At 68.8% G+C, this 17331-nt stretch carries 17 protein-coding genes; 8 read left to right on the forward strand and 9 right to left on the reverse strand.

Going from position 1 to position 17331, the window contains the following annotated elements; translation table 11 throughout:
* The first annotated feature begins 318 nt into the window (after nucleotides 1–318).
* Nucleotides 319–576: a hypothetical protein gene (locus tag HXX10_RS08115; protein ID WP_296521478.1), complete on the forward strand. Its 258-nt coding sequence runs from the start codon at nucleotides 319–321 to the stop codon at nucleotides 574–576.
* Nucleotides 577–1221: 645 nt separating this feature from the next.
* Here the strand turns inward: HXX10_RS08115 and HXX10_RS08120 are convergent.
* The gene (locus HXX10_RS08120) at nucleotides 1222–1380 is read right to left on the reverse strand and encodes a hypothetical protein (protein ID WP_296521481.1); all 159 of its coding nucleotides are present in this window, start codon (nucleotides 1378–1380) and stop codon (nucleotides 1222–1224) included.
* 106 nt (nucleotides 1381–1486) lie between these two features.
* Between HXX10_RS08120 and HXX10_RS08125 the strand changes: the two genes are divergently transcribed.
* From HXX10_RS08125 to HXX10_RS08145, 5 genes are all read left to right on the forward strand, one after another.
* Nucleotides 1487–1657: a hypothetical protein gene (locus tag HXX10_RS08125; RefSeq protein ID WP_296521483.1), complete on the forward strand. Its 171-nt coding sequence runs from the start codon at nucleotides 1487–1489 to the stop codon at nucleotides 1655–1657.
* Nucleotides 1654–1830, forward strand: coding sequence for a hypothetical protein (locus HXX10_RS08130; RefSeq protein ID WP_296521485.1), 177 nt, complete (start codon nucleotides 1654–1656; stop codon nucleotides 1828–1830). The genes HXX10_RS08125 and HXX10_RS08130 overlap by 4 nt, the downstream gene beginning before the upstream one ends.
* Before the next feature lie 64 nt (nucleotides 1831–1894).
* A complete protein-coding gene (locus tag HXX10_RS08135) occupies nucleotides 1895–2182 on the forward strand; it encodes a hypothetical protein (protein WP_296521486.1) in 288 nt (95 codons plus the stop codon).
* Nucleotides 2183–2443: 261 nt separating this feature from the next.
* A complete protein-coding gene (locus HXX10_RS08140) occupies nucleotides 2444–3430 on the forward strand; it encodes a tripartite tricarboxylate transporter substrate binding protein (RefSeq protein WP_296521488.1) in 987 nt (328 codons plus the stop codon).
* A 52-nt stretch (nucleotides 3431–3482) separates the two neighbouring features.
* Entirely contained in the window at nucleotides 3483–4157 is a 675-nt protein-coding gene (locus tag HXX10_RS08145; RefSeq protein ID WP_296521490.1) for an HD domain-containing protein, read from the forward strand.
* A gap of 62 nt (nucleotides 4158–4219) precedes the next feature.
* On the opposite strand, the gene HXX10_RS08150 is transcribed toward HXX10_RS08145, so the two are convergent.
* From HXX10_RS08150 to tpiA, 6 genes are all read right to left on the reverse strand, one after another.
* Entirely contained in the window at nucleotides 4220–4558 is a 339-nt protein-coding gene (locus tag HXX10_RS08150; RefSeq protein ID WP_296521491.1) for a hypothetical protein, read from the reverse strand.
* A 108-nt stretch (nucleotides 4559–4666) separates the two neighbouring features.
* Nucleotides 4667–5164: a DUF29 domain-containing protein gene (locus tag HXX10_RS08155; protein ID WP_296521493.1), complete on the reverse strand. Its 498-nt coding sequence runs from the start codon at nucleotides 5162–5164 to the stop codon at nucleotides 4667–4669.
* A gap of 165 nt (nucleotides 5165–5329) precedes the next feature.
* Nucleotides 5330–5569 (reverse strand): hypothetical protein, encoded by a 240-nt coding sequence (locus HXX10_RS08160; RefSeq protein ID WP_296521494.1) that lies wholly within the window; start codon nucleotides 5567–5569, stop codon nucleotides 5330–5332.
* A 4-nt stretch (nucleotides 5570–5573) separates the two neighbouring features.
* Nucleotides 5574–7202 carry a CTP synthase gene (locus HXX10_RS08165; protein WP_296521496.1) on the reverse strand — a complete coding sequence of 543 codons (1629 nt, stop codon included), beginning with the start codon at nucleotides 7200–7202 and terminating at the stop codon, nucleotides 5574–5576.
* Nucleotides 7203–7421: 219 nt separating this feature from the next.
* Nucleotides 7422–7826 (reverse strand): preprotein translocase subunit SecG, encoded by a 405-nt coding sequence (secG, locus tag HXX10_RS08170; RefSeq protein WP_296521498.1) that lies wholly within the window; start codon nucleotides 7824–7826, stop codon nucleotides 7422–7424.
* Nucleotides 7827–8176: 350 nt separating this feature from the next.
* Nucleotides 8177–8929, reverse strand: coding sequence for a triose-phosphate isomerase (gene tpiA / locus HXX10_RS08175; RefSeq protein WP_296521499.1), 753 nt, complete (start codon nucleotides 8927–8929; stop codon nucleotides 8177–8179).
* Nucleotides 8930–9284: 355 nt separating this feature from the next.
* Between tpiA and HXX10_RS08180 the strand changes: the two genes are divergently transcribed.
* Entirely contained in the window at nucleotides 9285–11195 is a 1911-nt protein-coding gene (locus HXX10_RS08180) for a SurA N-terminal domain-containing protein (protein WP_296521501.1), read from the forward strand.
* A 29-nt stretch (nucleotides 11196–11224) separates the two neighbouring features.
* The gene (trpE, locus tag HXX10_RS08185) at nucleotides 11225–12742 is read left to right on the forward strand and encodes an anthranilate synthase component I (protein WP_296521502.1); all 1518 of its coding nucleotides are present in this window, start codon (nucleotides 11225–11227) and stop codon (nucleotides 12740–12742) included.
* Between the two features lie 258 nt (nucleotides 12743–13000).
* Here trpE and icmF read toward each other — a convergent pair whose 3' ends face one another.
* On the reverse strand, nucleotides 13001–16306 hold the full coding sequence (gene icmF / locus HXX10_RS08190; protein WP_296521503.1) for a fused isobutyryl-CoA mutase/GTPase IcmF: 3306 nt from the start codon (nucleotides 16304–16306) through the stop codon (nucleotides 13001–13003).
* On the reverse strand, nucleotides 16303–17220 hold the full coding sequence (locus HXX10_RS08195) for a LysR family transcriptional regulator (RefSeq protein WP_296521506.1): 918 nt from the start codon (nucleotides 17218–17220) through the stop codon (nucleotides 16303–16305). The genes icmF and HXX10_RS08195 overlap by 4 nt, the downstream gene beginning before the upstream one ends.
* Nucleotides 17221–17331: the final 111 nt, after the last annotated feature.

Here is a 17331-nt window from a genome sequence, read left to right on the forward strand (position 1 = left end):
CCGCGCAGCCTAAGACGTATTCTTGCCCAGTCTCGTCAGCTCTTTCCGGGCTACGCTCGCTTCAACTATAGGACTGAGTTCCGGGGCGGGGATAAGTTTTGTTTGCGCGGCGGCGGTGGCGAGCCCCGTTGTGAGCCACGTACCCTAAACGCGCAATAGCGTCATTAGCGATTTTTGTGCGAAAAACCCGAGTCTCTGTCACCCATAACCGGGCCGAGACGCCAGACCTGCTTATGCCGGAAGTCATATTAAAAGGGATTTATTCTCCCATTGTCGAAATTGAAATAGTACACTATCTTAGCATCATAGGAGTTAGCTATGCGCCTTTTCAGAGTGGCCGATCCGAGCGCCTTCGACGAGATCGCGGAGGATGGCATGGATTTTCACCTCGCCAGCGTTCAATCCGAACCGGAAATGATTTTTATCGTTGTTGGTGGGCGGGTTGCCATTCCGTTTGGTCAAGCATTTTTCGAGCCGAACATCAGCTATCTATCTGGACCAATCATGGCTACAGCCCTCTCTCAGTCACGAAGAGCGAGAAGAAGAATTCCTGTCCTGGCTTGCGGACCTACCTGAAGCGCCCCCGCTTTCGTCAGAACACCCCGGTGGATTCGGAGTGCCTCTGAGGCTTCGGATACCGGACATTCGACACGCAGGTGAACAGACCGTGTTGGCGTTCATAGTCGGTCCTCTTGCGCCTCTTCCGCCGCCACCCAGGCGTCCTGCTTCGATTTACGGACATCTCCCATTTGGCACCATGACCAGCAACTCCACCATCATCTATAGGTGGGAAGCGTTTCCAACCAGCCGTCGGATCACGCGGACCCCTACCGGCGGCACGATCACGCGCGATACCTACGCGGCGCCCGCATCGGAAGCCGCGTTTGCCGTAAATGGATTTGCCGCCGTGGCACGGTTCGCTCTGCCAAACCTTCTTCCGGCATGCTTCCGGTGGGAGCTGCAGCCAGTTCCAAGTTTGATTGAGTGCGGCGCAGCGGTGCCGCTTTATGGCCAGTCGGGGGGTGGCGTCGAGGTTTGCTTCCGAAATACCACGAATAATCGTTGTCCGATCGCGGATCCTATTCTCCTACCCAATATGTAGCAAGCGTAGGGTGGGCAAAGGCGCAGAGCGCCGTGCCCACGCGGTCTGGTTCCAGACGGTGGGCACGCTTCGCTTTGCCCACCCTACGGGCTGCGCGGCTGTTCGCTCGCACCGCTCGCTCACGTCACCCGGACGAAACTCCGCAACCTCGCCGCCCTGCGGTCGAACGTGGCGGTCGCCTCGCAGCCGCGGATGTGATTGATGTCGCCGATGGCGGCGTCGGCGAAATCGCCGCGGCCGGCCTTGTAGTCGGCGTGAAGGCCCGCCCTGCCCGCCACCCCTATGCCGTCTTTATACGGGCCGGTGCCGGGCCGTCTCGAAAACCTACGGCCGGGACTGCATCTTGGGGAGCAGCAAGACCCTGTTCCACCGAGGAGCAAGCCGATGTTGTCGTTGCATGCCCTGGCCAAGCCGTTGCTGGCGTGCCTCGTCCGAGTTCGTGAATTGCTGCTGGGCGCGCCCGACGACCGCTACCAGCCGGAGCGGCACTACATGCGCGGGCCGGGCCCGAAGTGGCGGGAGAAGTACGGCCGCGTCGCGGAGACCGCGCGATGAGCAACGCCCCGTCGCCGTTTCTCGACTCACGCGAGGAGATGCCGGTCGGACGAGCGGACCGCGAGCACGTCGGTACGGCTGCCCGCGGGCACGAGGCATCCAACGACGACAGCGACGCGCGACACCCCGATCACGGAGCGATCGCGTACTGCGTCCGCAACCACCTGATCTGAGACCGCCAGGTCGCAGACGATCTCGCGCCGGGCCGTGTCGGCCGCGTGTCGTCGGGAGCGTGTCATGCTGTTTCGCCCAATCCACCTCGGCCGGCCGACGGCGCATACGCCGCTGGCGCTGAACGTCGCCATCGGGGCGCTGGTCGTCGTGGTCGCGGGGTGCGCCCTCGTCGTCGTCGCGGCGCTGTGGACGGCCCTGTTCCGCACGGAACCGGCCCGTCCGACCATCGAGCAGTGCCGGGCGATGGCCGACACCGGTGCCCGCCTGGCCTGCTACGACCAGATCGTGGTTTCGGAACCTCAGTGGCCGGCCAAAGGCGCATTGGCGCCGGCCCCCCATCGAACGCCTTGAGGGTGGCGCGTCGACGCGAGGGGCGCTCCGCTGCGGCGGGGCCGCCCCGATGTCGTCGGACGTCGGGATGCGAGCGCCGCTCGATCAGCCGACTTCATAACCAGCGGACATGAATAGCTACGGTTTCGACATTTCAAACCAATGTCCGGAGGTGATAGACCCGAAGGTGATAGATCGGGTTGGAGCACCGAGCCTGCATGCTCCGACCCCCCGAAAAAATTCGACTGCTCACGCCTCGGCAACCGGACGCTGGAGAGATCGATGAGTGGGACCAGCCGGCGATCGTTCACCCTGGGTCTGACGGCCGCGTCCGCAGCGACGATCGTCGGCGGGCGGGCGGCGGCCGAGACGTTCCCGTCGCGCGCCGTGCGCATCATCGTGCCGTTCACGGCGGGCGGCGCCTCCGACACGCTGGCGCGGATCATCGCCGGACCGCTGCAGGACGCCTTCGGGCAGCCCGTGATCGTCGAGAGCCGGCCGGGCGGCAACAGCTCGATCGGCATGCTGGCGACCGCCACGGCGCTGCCGGACGGTTACACGCTGGTGGTCGGGCACATCGGTACCCACGCCATCACACCGGCGATCTCGCCGCCGAGCGGATACGACATCGCGACGACGTTCACGACCGTCGCCGTCCACGCCACCTCCTCGAACCTGCTGGTGGTTCGGTCGGACAGCGGCATCGCCACCCTGGCCGACCTGATCGCGCGCGCCAAGGCCAAGCCGGACGCCCTCAACTACGGCTCGCCCGGCGTCGGTTCGCCGTCGCACATCGCCGTCGTCCAGCTCGCGAGCATGACCGGCATCAAGGTCACCCACATCGCCTATCGGGGCAACTCGGCGGCCGTCACCGACATGCTCGGCGGGACGCTCGACTTCATGTTCGCCAGTCCGGCCGAAATCCTCGAGCATGTGCGGTCCGGCAAGCTGAAGGCGGTGGCGGCAAGCGGCCAGACGCGCTCGGTCGCCACGCCGGATGTCGCACCGGTCGCCGAACAGGGCGTTCCGGGCTTCGACTTCCGAACCTGGCACGTGCTTTCGATGCGGACCGAAACGCCGCCCGACGTCGCCGCGAAGATACGCGGGGCGGTCGCCGCCATCCTGGCCAGCGACGCCTATCGCAAACGCCTCGCCGATCTCAGCCTCGATCCCGGCATCGCCGACGGACTGGAGGCCGACAGGTTCGTCCGCGCCGAGATCGCGCGGTGGAAGAGCTTCGTGAAAGAGGCGGCTATTCGGCCGGAATAGCCGGGCCGTCGCGGTTCGGCTTTGGCACCCGGGCATGCCGGAGGAAATTCCCATGACCACCCCGCAAAGACCGCGCCGGCCCATCACCGACGCGCTGCGCCGGACCGTCGTCGAGGATCTGCCGGAGATCGCCTGGATCGGCAGCGAGGAGCTTCGCCGGAAGGTCGTCGAGGCGTGGGCCTACGCGCTCGCTGAAAGCAGCTTCGAGCGCATCACCAGCCTGCCGGCGGAGGGCAATCCGGGCATCTTCCTGCTCAAGCGGGGAACTCAGGCGGACCATCTGCGCGGCGTCACGCGGGTGGCGACCTCGATCGCGGACGAGTTCCTGTCGGCCTATCCGGAGGCGGACATCGATCGCGATGTGGTGATCGCCGGCGGCCTCGTCCACGACGTCGGCAAGCCGTGGGAGTTCGATCCGGTCAACCGGGCGAAATGGACCGGTGATCCGTCACGCACCGGCCTGCCGTCGCTGCGCCACCCGGTCTACGGCATTCACGTCTGCGTCGCCGTCGGCCTTCCCGAGGAGGTGATGCACATCGTTCTGGCGCATTCCTACGAGGGCGATTTTCTCGTCCGCAGCCTGGAGGCCATCATCGTGCACCGCGCCGACTCGCTGTGGTGGGCGGTGGCCGGCGGGGCCGGCCTGCTCGATCCGAAGAGCGACGCGATTCTGGAAGGCCGGAAGATTTCACCTCGCCGGCTCAAGGACCAGCCGGGCTCGCGCTGAGGGAGCGGCGGCCGCGTTGCGGCGCGCGAGCCGTGCGTCGGTACGATTGTCGCGAGCGCGCCCTACTCCACGCCCTGCGCCATCAGGGGCGCCTTGCCGTAGAGCGGATCGACGACGAACTGCGCCGGCGCGTCCTTGCTGCCCGTCAGGTGCGGCGAGAACGCCTCGAGGTCGTAGGAGCGGCCGGGCCGAACCATCGTCACCGGGGCCAAGAGATCGGGCGACAGGATGGCGCCGAGCTTCGTCCGAGGCGCCGGGCCGAACGTCGCGGTCTGCGGGCCGACCTCGGTCCAGCCGAGGCTCGGCGCAGGCGCGGCGGCGGAGCCGTCGGCAGCCGAGGCCGGAGCGGCGGCGGCCACCATCAGAGCGACAATCGATATTGCTGCGAGCCCGTGCTTCATCCGCGCCTCTCCGTGGTCGGCCATCCTTCTGCCGGCAGAGTACCCGCGGGGCGGCTTGCGGCAAGGCGACGGCGGTCACGTGTGCGTGTGCCGCAGAGGGACGGTGGTTCAGGCCGGCGCCGCCCCGCGCACCTGCTCGACCAGCCTTCCGCTGTCGATCCGGTCGGCCAGCAGGTCATCGAGCGCGAAAGGCGGCCGCGCGGGAAGGCTGACCGTGCCCGGCAGCGAGGTTTCGCCGCGCTCCTGCGTCCGTTGCTCCAACGCCGACACCCAGAGGGCCGCGAGATCGATCCGCTGACGCATCGAGGGCGCGTACCGACCGATCAGCTCGGCATGAAAGGCGACGAGCTCGCCGCGCCAGTGGCGCGCCGCATCGCTGTCGGGGTCCGTCGCGAGCTTGATCAGGTGAAGACAAATCAAGCGGATCTGGCTCTTGACCGCGGCAAGCTCGGAGCGCCCCACGCTTTCGATCTCCTCGGCCACGTTTTCGGCGTCGAACGCGTTGGGGAGGTCGCGCCGGCCGCCGAGCAGACGGATCGCCTCCGCCTGCTGCTCGGACCACAGCAGGATGTCGTCGTCGTAGAGCGTGCGCCTGGTGTCGCTCATGCCTGCTCCGCCGGGCCTGCCCCCACCGTCGGCATCATATCGGGCAACCGTGGGGTGGGCAAAGTGCAGCGTGCCCACCGAACGCGTTTGCCAGATCGCCGATACGGTCGCGTGGTCACGGCGCTTTGCGCCTTTGACCAGCCTACATCTATTGAAAGACGCGCCTCACTGGATGTGCAGGGCGTGCAGGAGATGTCCGATCGCGCCCGTGCTCGTCTTGGCCGCGACGAGGCACTGCTCGCGCGCCTGGCGGGCGCCGGAGTCGGCGGTGTAGTCGACCGCGGCGACGTGGCAGAGGCCCTCCGCGTTGGCGCTGCGGTAGGTCTCCAGCTCGATGATGGTACCGGCGAAGGTCCAGGTGAGGATCGCCAGCAGTGCGACCAGGACGCCGAGGACATGCTTCATCGGATCACACCAGCCGGCTCTGCTCCACCGCCGCCCCGACGAAGGAGGCGAACAGCGGATGCGGGGCGAAGGGACGCGACTTCAGCTCCGGGTGGAACTGCACGCCGATGAACCAGGGATGATCGACATACTCGATGATCTCGGGCAGCAGGCCGTCCGGCGACATGCCGCAGAAGCGCATGCCGTGCCGCTCGAGCCGGTCCTTGTAGCGGGTGTTGACCTCGTAGCGGTGGCGGTGCCGCTCGGAGATTTCGGTCGCTCCGTAGATGGCGCTGACCTTGCTGCCGGCGGCGAGCTCCGCCGCGTAGGCGCCGAGCCGCATGGTGCCGCCGAGATTGCCGCCCTGGGCGCGGGTCTCCAGCTCGTTGCCGCGCAGCCATTCGGTCATCAGGCCGACCACCGGCTCGGTCGTCGCACCGAACTCGGACGAGTTGGCGTCGGCGATGCCGCACAGGTTGCGGGCCGCCTCGACCACGGCCATCTGCATGCCGAAGCAGATGCCGAAATACGGCACCCGCCGCTCGCGGGCGAACTGCGCCGCCTGGATCTTGCCCTCGGCTCCGCGCTGGCCGAAGCCGCCCGGCACCAGGATGCCGTGGACGTGCTCGAGGAACGGCGCCGGATCCTCGCGCTCGAACACCTCGCTCTCGATCCAGTCGAGATTGACCCGCACCTTGTTGGCGACGCCGCCATGGGTGAGTGCCTCGGTCAGCGACTTATAGGCATCCTTCATGCCCGTGTACTTGCCGACGATGGCGATCGTCACCTCGCCTTCCGGGTTGCGGATGCGGTCGGTGATGAAGCGCCAGCGGGCCAGATCGGGCTCGCGCTCGGCCGGCAGGCCGAAGGCGTGCAGCACCTCGGCGTCGAAGCCGGCCTCGTGATAGGCCTCCGGCACGGCGTAGATCGAATCGGCGTCGCGCGCCTCGATCACGGCGGTCTCGCGCACATTGCAGAACAGCGAGAGCTTGCGCCGCTCCTCCTTGGGGATCGGCCGGTCGGTGCGGCACAGCAGGATGTCGGGTTGGATGCCGATCGAGCGCAGCTCCTTGACCGAGTGCTGGGTCGGCTTGGTCTTCAGCTCGCCCGCCGAGGGAATGTAGGGCAGCAAGGTGAGGTGGATGTAGATCGCCGCGCCGCGCGGCACCTCGATGCCGAACTGGCGGATCGCCTCGAAGAACGGCAGGCCCTCGATGTCGCCGACCGTGCCGCCGATCTCGACCAGCACGAAGTCGTAGCCGTCGCCGCCGTCGCGGATGAAGTCCTTGATGGCGTTGGTGACGTGCGGGATCACCTGGATGGTGGCGCCGAGATAGTCGCCGCGCCGCTCCTTGGCGAGGATCTCCTGGTAGATGCGGCCCGTGGTGATGTTGTCCTGGCGGGTCGCCGGGCGGCCCGTGAAGCGCTCGTAATGGCCGAGGTCGAGATCCGTCTCGGCGCCGTCGTCCGTGACGAACACCTCGCCGTGCTGGTACGGCGACATCGTTCCCGGATCGACGTTGAGATAGGGGTCGAGCTTGCGCAGCCGGACCGAATAGCCGCGCGCCTGCAGCAGCGCCCCGAGCGCCGCCGAAGCCAAGCCTTTGCCGAGCGAGGAGACCACGCCGCCGGTGATGAAGATGTACCGCGTCATGGGGCTCAAGCTCTAACGCCCGGGAAGCGATTCGACGAGGCATTTGCGCGCAGGGCTGCCCCGCCGGACCAGGGCATCATCGCCACGGCCGGGTGTTTCACGCCATCACGCAATGGCTTGTCTCCAAAGTCTCGTGTGGCGGACGAGCTCGACTCGGCCGTGGATGACGGATGTCGTCGAACGGGCGACCGGCCCGCGCGGCGGGCCGAGGCCCGCCCGTCACTGCGAGCGCGGCACTTCCGGACCCGACGGGGCCGGAGCGGGTGCGGACGGCGCCGCGGGTGCCGCCGGTTGGCCGCCGCCCGGGAGCTGGTCGAGCACGCCGCGGCCGCTGCCGAGCGGCGACTGGGTGCCGGAGGCCGGCGCCGAGGGGCCATCGACCGGAATCACCGAGGTCGGCCGGTGCGAGAGGCCGGCCAGCACCGACAGCAGCAGGCTGGTGATGAAGAAGGCCCCGGCCAGGACCGCGGTGGCCCGGGTCAGGGCGTTGCCGCTGCCGCGGTTGCTCATGAAGCCGCCGCCGCCGCCCATGCCGAGCGCGCCGCCCTCGGACCGCTGGAGAAGCACCAGCCCGATCATGGCGAGCACGATCATCAGGTGGACGACAATGACGACGGTCTGCATGGGACGTTCCGCTGAAACGACGCTGAAAAAACCGAATACCCTGTGACGCGACCCGCACCGGGGTCCGGCACCGGGGCCGACCGGCGACATATAGGGGCGGCGCGCCGCGTCTACACGATCCCGCCCCGCTTTTCCACCCGTGGAACCGAAAAATGCCGATCGTGACTTGCGTTCACCCTCCCCTGGAGGGGGAGGGTCGGGGGCGCGCGACAGCGCGCACCGGGGTGGGGTGAAGCCACGCAGGCCGGCTTCGCCGATCACCCCCTCCCGGACCGCTTCGCGGTCCGACCTCCCCCTCCAGGGGGAGGTGAAACACGTTCCACGCCAAGGCGTTACGCGAACGGGCGGGCTTACTTGTACGCCGCCGCGATGGCCAGAAAGTCGGTCGCCTTGAGGCTGGCGCCGCCGACCAGCGCGCCGTCGACATTGGCGACCGCCATCAGCTCGGCAGCGTTGGAGGGCTTCACCGAGCCGCCATAGAGGATGCGCACGCCCTCCCCCTCGGCGCCGAAGCGTGCGACGATTCGGGCCCGGATGAAGCCGTGCGCCTCGGCGACGTCGGCCGCGGTCGGCGTCAGGCCGGTGCCGATCGCCCAGACCGGCTCGTAGGCGATGACGAGATTCTTGGCGGTCGACCCGTCCGGCAGCGAGCCGGCGAGCTGGACGCCCAGCACGTCGAGGGTCTTTCCGCCGACGCGCTCGTCCTTGGTCTCGCCGATGCAGACGATGGCCAGGAGCCCGGCCCGCCAGGCCGCCAGCGCCTTGGCGCGCACCTCGGCGTCGCTCTCCTTGTGGTAGGTGCGGCGCTCCGAATGGCCGACGATCACGGCGCCGGCGCCGGCATCGGCCAGCATCTCGGCCGCGATGTCGCCCGTGAAGGCGCCCGACACCTCGGCGTGGCAGTCCTGGCCGCCGATCGCCACCAGGGTTCCCTTGGCGCGCGCCGCGAAGGCGGCCACCAGGGTCGCCGGCGGGCACACCATCAGGTCGCACCGCGCGTAGCCCGGCGCCGCCGCCACCATGGCGTCGAGCTCGCCGATCGAGCCCGCGAGCCCGTTCATCTTCCAATTGCCCGCGACCAGCGGACGACGCGCAGCCGTCATCGGAGTCCTCGTGATGTCAAGGCGTTCGGGCCAAGGCTCCGGGCGTGGGCGCAACGGAGCCCCCGGGGCGCCGGCGCGAACGCGGCCATGGCCGGGTTCAACCTGGGTGTTATGCCATGATCGTCCCGGCGGTGCGACAAAATCCGCCGCCGCGCGGGCGGTTAGCCTCTGTTGCGGGGGGGAGGCACCCTGCCTATGATGCGCCCGCCGTCAGGCCGGCCAACCATGGCCGTTTCCCCCTCGCGCGCCGCCGGCCAGGCCCGGCGGGCGGCGCGGCCGATCGACGGGGCTTTCTTCCGCCACCCGTATCGCGGATGTCGCGTGAAGACGCCCGGAACCATTGCGAACAGGACACATGCTCCGCGGATTGCGAAAAGCCTCATCCAACTGGCTCGGCAAGGTCATCATGGCCGCCGTGGTCACGTTCCTGGTCATCAGCTTCGTCGTCTGGGGGATCGGCGACATCTTCCGCGGCTTCGGCGTCTCGACGGTCGCGACGATCGGCAACAGCGAGATCACGGTCGAGCAGTTCCGCCAGTTCTACAACGACCGGCTGCAGCAATACGGCCGCCAGCTCGGCCGTCCGATCACGGCCGACCAGGCCCGCGCCGCCGGGCTCGACCGGCAGATCCTCTCGACCCTGATCGCCGAGGCCGTGCTCGACGAGCGCGCCCGCCAGCTCGGGCTCGGCATCTCGGATGCCGAGGTGGTCCGCCAGGTCATGCAGGATCCGACGTTCCGGGGCGCCAACGGCCAGTTCGACCAGACCCGCTTCGCCTATCTGATCCGCCAGGCCGGCTACACCGAGCAGCGATTCATCTCCGAGCAGCGCCGCATCTCGCTGCGCCGCCAGCTCGCCGGCGCGATCGGCGGCGACGTCAAGGCGCCCCAGGCCATGGCCGAGGCGCTGACCCGCTACGAGAACGAGGCGCGGTTCATCGACTATGTCGTGCTCGACGCCGCCAAGGCGGGCGACATCCCGGCGCCGACCCAAGAGCAGCTCCAGGCCTATTACGACCAGCGCAAGTTCCTGTTCCGCGCGCCCGAGTTCCGCAAGCTGCTGCTCCTCACGCTGTCGCCCGAGGAGATCGCCCGCACGGCCGAGGTGAGCGACGACGACGCCAAGAAGGCCTTCGAGGCGCGCGCCAGCCGCTACACCACGCCGGAGAAGCGGCAACTGCAGCAGATCTCTTTCCCGACCATCGAGGAGGCCCAGGCCGCCCACGAGAAGCTCGCCGGCGGCCTGAGCTTCGAGGCGCTCGCGGCCGAGCGCAACGTCGCCCCCACCGACCTCGACCTCGGGCTGGTGGCCAAGGCCGAGATGCTCGACCCGGCGATCGCCGCGGCGGCCTTCGGCCTGCCCGACGGCGGCGTCAGCGCCCCCGTCAAGGGCCGCTTCACCACCGCGATCGTGCGGGTCGGCAAGATCGAGCCCGGCCACGCGACGCCGTTCGCCGAGGTCGCACCGCAGATCAAGAAGGACCTCGCGCTGGAGCGCGCCAAGGCCACGCTGGCGGAGCTGCGCGACAAGGTCGAGGACGAGCTCGCCGGCGGCCAGCGGCTCGACGAGATCGGCCAGAAGCTCAAGCTGCCGGTGCAGATTATCGCGGCGGTCGACCGCTCCGGCCGCGCCCCCGACGGCCAGGCCGTGACGCTGCCGAAGGACATCGACGTGCTCGGCCCGGCCTTCGCGTCGCAGGTCGGCATCGAGAACGAGGCCGTGACGCTGCCGGGCGGCGGCTATGTCTGGTACGAGGTCGACAGCGTGACGCCGTCGCGCGAGCGCCCCTTCGACGAGGTCAAGGACCGGGTCGCCGAACGCTGGCGCAACGACGAGATCGCCACGCGGCTGACCGCCAAGGCGACCGAGATCGCCGACAAGCTGAAGGGCGGCGCCTGGCTGGCCGAGGTCGCGGCCACCGATGGGCTCAAGGTCGAGTCCGCGCCCGGCCTCGGGCGGCGCAGCGGCGGGCCGCTGCCCCCCGAGGTGATCGCCCAGGTGTTCAAGACCCCGAAGGACGGCGTCGGCACCGCCATCGGCACCAGCCCGACCGAGCGCATCGTGTTCCGGGTGACCGACGTCAAGCCGCCGCCGTTCGACGCCGAGGCGGACGTCACCAAGAAGCTGCTCGACCAGTTGCGAAACGCCTATTCGGACGACGTGATGGCGCAATATGTCGGCCAGCTACAGTCCGACCTCAAGGTCAAGATCAACCAGGCGGCGCTGGCCCAGGCGGTCGGACGGGGCTCGGCCGACCAGCCGTAAGCGCAAGCGAGCCGCAAGCGTTAAGCGACATGCAGATCGAACCGCAGGCCGGAGCCTTTGTCGACGCCTATGGGCGCGGCATCGCCCAGGTGGTGTCGACCACGCTGGTGGCCGACCTCGAGACGCCGGTCTCCGCCTTCATCAAGGTGGCGGAGGGAAAGCCCGCGAGCTTCCTGCTCGAATCGGTCGAGGGCGGTGCCGTGCGGGGCCGCTACTCGATCATCGGGCTCGATCCCGACCTCGTCTTCCGCATCGTCGCGGGCAAGGCCGAGATCGTCCGCCCGGTCCGCGACCAGCCCGATGTCGTCACGCCCTGCCCCGAGCCGCCGCTCGCGGCGCTCCGCAACGTGATCGCCGACAGCCGCATCGCGCTCCCCGACACCCTGCCGCCGATGGCGGCCGGCGTGTTCGGCTATCTCGGCTACGACACGGTGCGGCTGATGGAGGATCTGGGGCCGCCCAACCCCGACCCGATCGGCATCCCGGACGCCGTGCTGGTACGGCCGACCGTCGTCATCGTGTTCGACGCCGTCAAGGACACCGTCACGCTGGTGACGCCGGTGCGGCCCGATCCCGCCGTGCCGGCCCGCGTCGCCTATGCGCGCGCCGTCGAGCGGCTGACCGCCGTGGTCGACGCGCTCGACCGGCCGCTGCTCAAGGAGCCGGCCGGCGACCTGTCGGAAGCGCTCGACACGCCGCCCGTGTCAAACACCACGGCGGACGAGTACGCCGAGATGGTGCGGCGGGCCAAGGAGTACATCGCCGCCGGCGACATTTTTCAGGTCGTGCTGGCGCAGCGCTTTTCGACGCCGTTCGCGCTGCCCCCGTTCGCCCTCTACCGCGCGCTCAGGCGGGTCAATCCGGCCCCCTTCCTGTTCTTCCTCGATTTCGGCGGCTACGCCGTGGTCGGCTCCAGCCCCGAGATCCTGGTGCGGGTGCGAGAAAACACCGTGACGATCCGGCCGATCGCCGGCACGCGGCCGCGCGGAAATACGCCGCACGAGGACAAGGCGCTGGAGGAGGAGCTTCTGGCCGATCCGAAGGAATGCGCCGAGCACCTGATGCTGCTCGACCTCGGCCGCAACGATGTCGGCCGCGTCGCCGCGATCGGCACCGTCACGGTGACGGACCAGTTCTTCGTCGAGCGCTACAGCCAGGTGATGCACATCGTCTCCAATGTCGAGGGGAGGCTCGCCTCCTCGAATGATGCCCTCGATGCGCTCGCCGCTGGGTTTCCCGCCGGCACCGTCTCGGGTGCGCCGAAGGTGCGGGCGATGCAGATCATCGACGAGCTGGAGACGGAGAAGCGCGGGCTCTATGCCGGCTGCGTCGGCTACTTCTCGGCCGCCGGCGAGATGGATAGCTGCATCGTGCTGCGCACCGCGCTGGTCAAGGACGGCACCATGTATGTCCAGGCCGGCGCCGGCATCGTGGCGGACTCCAACCCGGCCGCCGAGCAGCAGGAATGCGTCAACAAGGCCAAGGCTTTGTTCCGCGCCGCCGAGGAAGCCCGAAGGTTCGCCAGCGCGGCGAAGCGCGGGCAGTGACGACTTCGCAGGGTGGATGAGGCGCGAAGCGCCGTAATCCGCCGTTCTTGCCCGCGTCCTGCGGCGGGTCACCGCGCTTCTCGGCTGACCCGCCCACGATGTCCTGGCCTCCCCTCATGGTGAGGAGCGATCCGCAGGATCGCGTCTCGAACCATGAGGCCGCTGAGGCCCGCGCCGCGGCCGCCCCCGCCCTTCGAGACGCCCGCTGCGCGGGCTCCTCGGGACGAGGGCGGTGAGGGGCCGGCATGATCGCGCCGGTCACACGTTCCGCCGGTACTGGCCGCCCACCTCGAACAGCGCCGTCGCGATCTGGCCGAGCGAGCAGCAGCGCACCGCGTCCATCAGCACGGCGAACATGTTGTCCCCGCGGGTCGCCGCCGCCTGGAGACGGGCCAGCGCCGGCCTGCTTTCGGCCGCGTGCCGGGACTGGAAATCGCGCAGGCGCGTGATCTGCGAGTGCTTCTCTTCCGCGGTCGAGCGCACCAGGCCGCACGAAAAGTCGGCAGCGGCTTCCGGCATCGCACGCAAAAACGTGTTGACGCCGACGATCGGCAGCGACCCGTCGTGTTTCATTTGTTCGTAGGCGAGCGACTCGTCCTGGATCCTGCTGCGCTGATAGCCGGTCTCCATGGCGCCGAGCACGCCGCCGCGCGCCGCGATGGCGTCGAACTCCCTCAGCACCGCCTCCTCGACCAAGTCGGTCAGCTCCTCGATCAGGAACGAGCCCTGGTTCGGGTTCTGATTCTTGGCGACCCCCCATTCGCGATTGAGGACGAGCTGGATCGCCAGCGCGCGCCGCACGCTGTCCTCGGTCGGCGTCGTCACCGCCTCGTCGAAGGCGTTGGTGTGCAGCGAGTTGCAGTTGTCGTAGATGGCGAGCAGCGCCTGCAGCGTGGTGCGGATATCGTTGAACGCCATCTCCTGCGCATGCAGCGAACGGCCCGACGTCTGGATGTGGTATTTCAGCTTCTGAGACCGCTCGTTTCCGCCGTAGCGGTGTTTCATCGCGATCGCCCAGATGCGGCGCGCGACCCGGCCGATGACGGCGTATTCCGGATCCATCCCGTTGGAGAAGAAGAACGACAGGTTGGGGGCGAAGTCGTCGATGCACATGCCGCGCGCCAGGTAGGCCTCGACGTAAGTAAAACCGTTGGCGAGCGTGAAGGCGAGCTGGGAGATCGGGTTCGCGCCGGCCTCGGCGATGTGATAGCCGGAGATCGACACCGAGTAGAAGTTGCGGATGGCGTTCTCGACGAAATACGCCTGCACGTCGCCCATCAGTCTGAGGGCGAAGTCGGTCGAGAAGATGCAGGTGTTCTGGCCCTGGTCCTCCTTCAGGATGTCGGCCTGCACGGTGCCGCGCACAGTAGCGAGCGTTTTTGCGCGCAACGCCGCCGCCTCGGCGTCGGTCGGATCGCGGCCCTCGCGGTCGCGGAAGAGACCGCGCTGCTGGTCGATCGCGGTGTCGAGGAACATCGCCAGGATGACCGGCGCCGGGCCGTTGATGGTCATCGACACCGAGGTCGCCGGATCGCAAAGGTCGAAGCCGGAATAGAGGACCTTCATGTCGTCCAGCGTCGCGATCGACACCCCGGAGTTCCCGATCTTTCCGAAAATGTCCGGCCGCTCGTCCGGATCGGCGCCGTAGAGCGTGACGGAATCGAACGCCGTCGACAGGCGCTTGGCCGGCATGCCTTCCGACAGCATGTGAAAACGGCGGTTGGTCCGGAACGCGTCGCCCTCCCCGGCGAACATCCGGGTCGGATCTTCGCTCTCGCGCTTGAAGGCGAACACGCCGGCCGTGAACGGAAACGCGCCCGGCACGTTCTCGCGCAAGAGCCAGGCGAGGATTTCGCCGTCGTCTTGCCAGCGCGGCAGCGCGACCTTGGGCACAGGCGTGCCCGACAGGGTCGTCTGCACGAGGCCGTTGCGCGTCTCCCTGCCCGGCGCGGCCGTGATCATCTCGGTACCGCGATAGCGCTCGACCGTGGCGGGCCACGCCGCCAGCAGGTCGCGGCTTTCGGGATCGAGCTGCACCTCCTTGCTGGCGATCAGCGCCGTGATATCGGCGTCGGCGCCGCCGCACGTCTGCAGAAGCGCGCGGCTGCGCAACAGCGCCTGCCGGTCGCGGGCGACGGCACACTGCGCGGCGGCGTGCCGGTGATGGGCACGGACCGTCTCGGCGACGTCGGCGAGATAGCGGCTTCGCTCGGGCGGCACCACCGCGCGGGCGGCCGATGCCTGTCTGACCGAAACCCGCGGCAGCCGCCGCTCGCCGCCGGGCAGCCCGAGGCCGGCCAACCGGTCCGCGATCGCCTGGTAGAGCGCCGTCACGCCGTCGTCGTCGAAGCGCGCCGCGATCGTGCCGTACACCGGCATGTCCTCGGGCCGCCGGTCGAACAGACCGCGATTGCGCTGAACCTGTTTGCGGACGTCGTGCAGGGCGTCCTCGGCGCCTCGACGCTCGAACTTGTTGATGGCGACGAAGTCGGCGAAGTCCAGCATGTCGATCTTCTCGAGCTGGGTCGCGGCGCCGAACTCCGGAGTCATCACGTAGACCGAGAGGTCGGCGATCCCGGTGATCGCGGTGTCGCCCTGCCCGATCCCCGAGGTTTCGACGATGACGAGATCGAAACCGGCCGCCTTGCAGGCCGCGACGGCGTCCGGGACGGCGCGGGACAGCGCCGATCCGGCCTCGCGGGTCGCCAGCGACCGCATGTAGATGTTCGGATGATGCAGCGCATTCATCCGGATGCGATCGCCGAGCAGCGCCCCGCCCGATCGGCGCCGCGACGGATCGACGGCCAGCACGGCGATCTTCAGCGCGTCCTGATGGTCGAGGCGGAAGCGCCGCAAGAGCTCGTCGGTCAGGCTCGACTTGCCGGAGCCGCCGGTGCCGGTCAGGCCGAGCACCGGAACCTGCCTTTGCCCGGCGTCGACCAGCACGGCCCTGATCTCGGCCGGACAGGCCTCGTTCTCGCACGCCGTGATGATGCGCGCGAGCGCACGGCGGTCGCCGCGCGTGAACGCCAGCGGATCCGCCGGCAGCCGCGCGCAAAGGTCGACGTCGGCGCGCGCCATCACGTCGTCGATCATCCCCTGCAGGCCCATGGCCTGGCCGTCCTGCGGCGTGTAGATGCGCTCGACCCCGCGGGCGTGCAGGGCCGCCACCTCGGCCGGGACGATGACGCCGCCGCCGCCGCCGAAAACCTTGATGTCGGAGGCGCCGGCCTGCCGCAGCAGGTCGATCATGTAGCCGAAGAACTCGATGTGGCCGCCCTGATAGGACGTCACCGCGATCCCCTGGACATCCTCCTGGAGCGCCGCGTCGACGATCTCCTCGACCGAGCGGTTGTGGCCGAGATGGATCACCTCGGCGCCGCCCGACTGCAGGATCCGCCGCATGAGGTTGATCGAGGCGTCGTGACCGTCGAACAGGCTCGCCGCGGTGACGAACCGCAGCTTGTGGCGAGGCCGGTAGGCGGTCGCCGCCGGTACCTGCGGAGCCGGGGAGATGCGGGTCGCGCCCGTCACGGTCGTCGCGGTCGATGTCGGCTGGTTCATGGATGCAAAAACCTCGACATTCGAAAATAAACGCTCGGCGCGCAGACGCCCGCGTCGCCGCAGAAAGCCGAAGACGGCAGCTTACAAGAAAACCAGATCGTGCAACCAGTGATGTCGATCGACGCGGCGCCTCGCGCGGCTCGGCCGAACACGAACCGCTCCGTCGTGACCGCGTCGACGACGAAGGCGAACACCGCGCCGACCCGGGCGATGGCGAGGATGTCGGTGTCGGCGACGATCCAACAGGTGCGGGAGACCGTCGCCGGGAGCACCCGCAGCAGGGCGGGATCGGCCTGTCCGACGAAGTCGTGCAGCGCGCCGACGCCGATGCCGGCGCGGACCGCTTCGAGCTGCCCGATCACGCTCGCAGACTCGAACCGTAGCCCGTCGGGTATGCCGAACTCGCCCAGATAGTCGAGCCGGTCGGTGAACAGGAGATCCGGCACATAGCAGACGACCCGGTGGTCCCGCAGGTCGGCGACGGTGCCGATGGGAGCGTGCGCGGCCAGATCGTCGCGGCTCGCATAAAGGCCGAGCGTGTAGTCGGCCGGCCGCCGGACGTCGAGGCGCGACGCATCCGGCGGGTCGATCGTGACGACGATGTCGGCTTCGCGCTTGGCCAGCGAAAAGACCCGCGGCAGCGGCACGAGCTGCACGGTCAGGTTCGGGTGGCGCGCCAACAGCGGGCCGAGCCGCCGGGCCAGGAACCAGGTGCCGAACCCGTCGGGCGCGCCGAACCGCACCGTGCCCGACAGCGCCGCGTCGGTGCCCGAAATGGCACTCTCGACGCCGAGCGCCGTAGTCTCCATGGCTTCCACGGCGGCCAGCAGCCGCTCGCCGGGCGCAGTCAGGCGGCAGCCCTGCGGATGGTGCTCGAACAGCGTGGTGCTCAGGCCGACCTCCAGGGCGCGCACCCGCGCCCATCTCGACAAGGTGAAGAGCTACATCGACATCGGCATCGCCGAAGGAGCGACGCTCGCGGTCGACGGCCGCGGCTTCACCATGCAGGGCTACGAGACGGCTTC

Source organism: Rhodoplanes sp. (genome assembly GCF_013377085.1).
Classification (GTDB): domain Bacteria; phylum Pseudomonadota; class Alphaproteobacteria; order Rhizobiales; family Xanthobacteraceae; genus Rhodoplanes.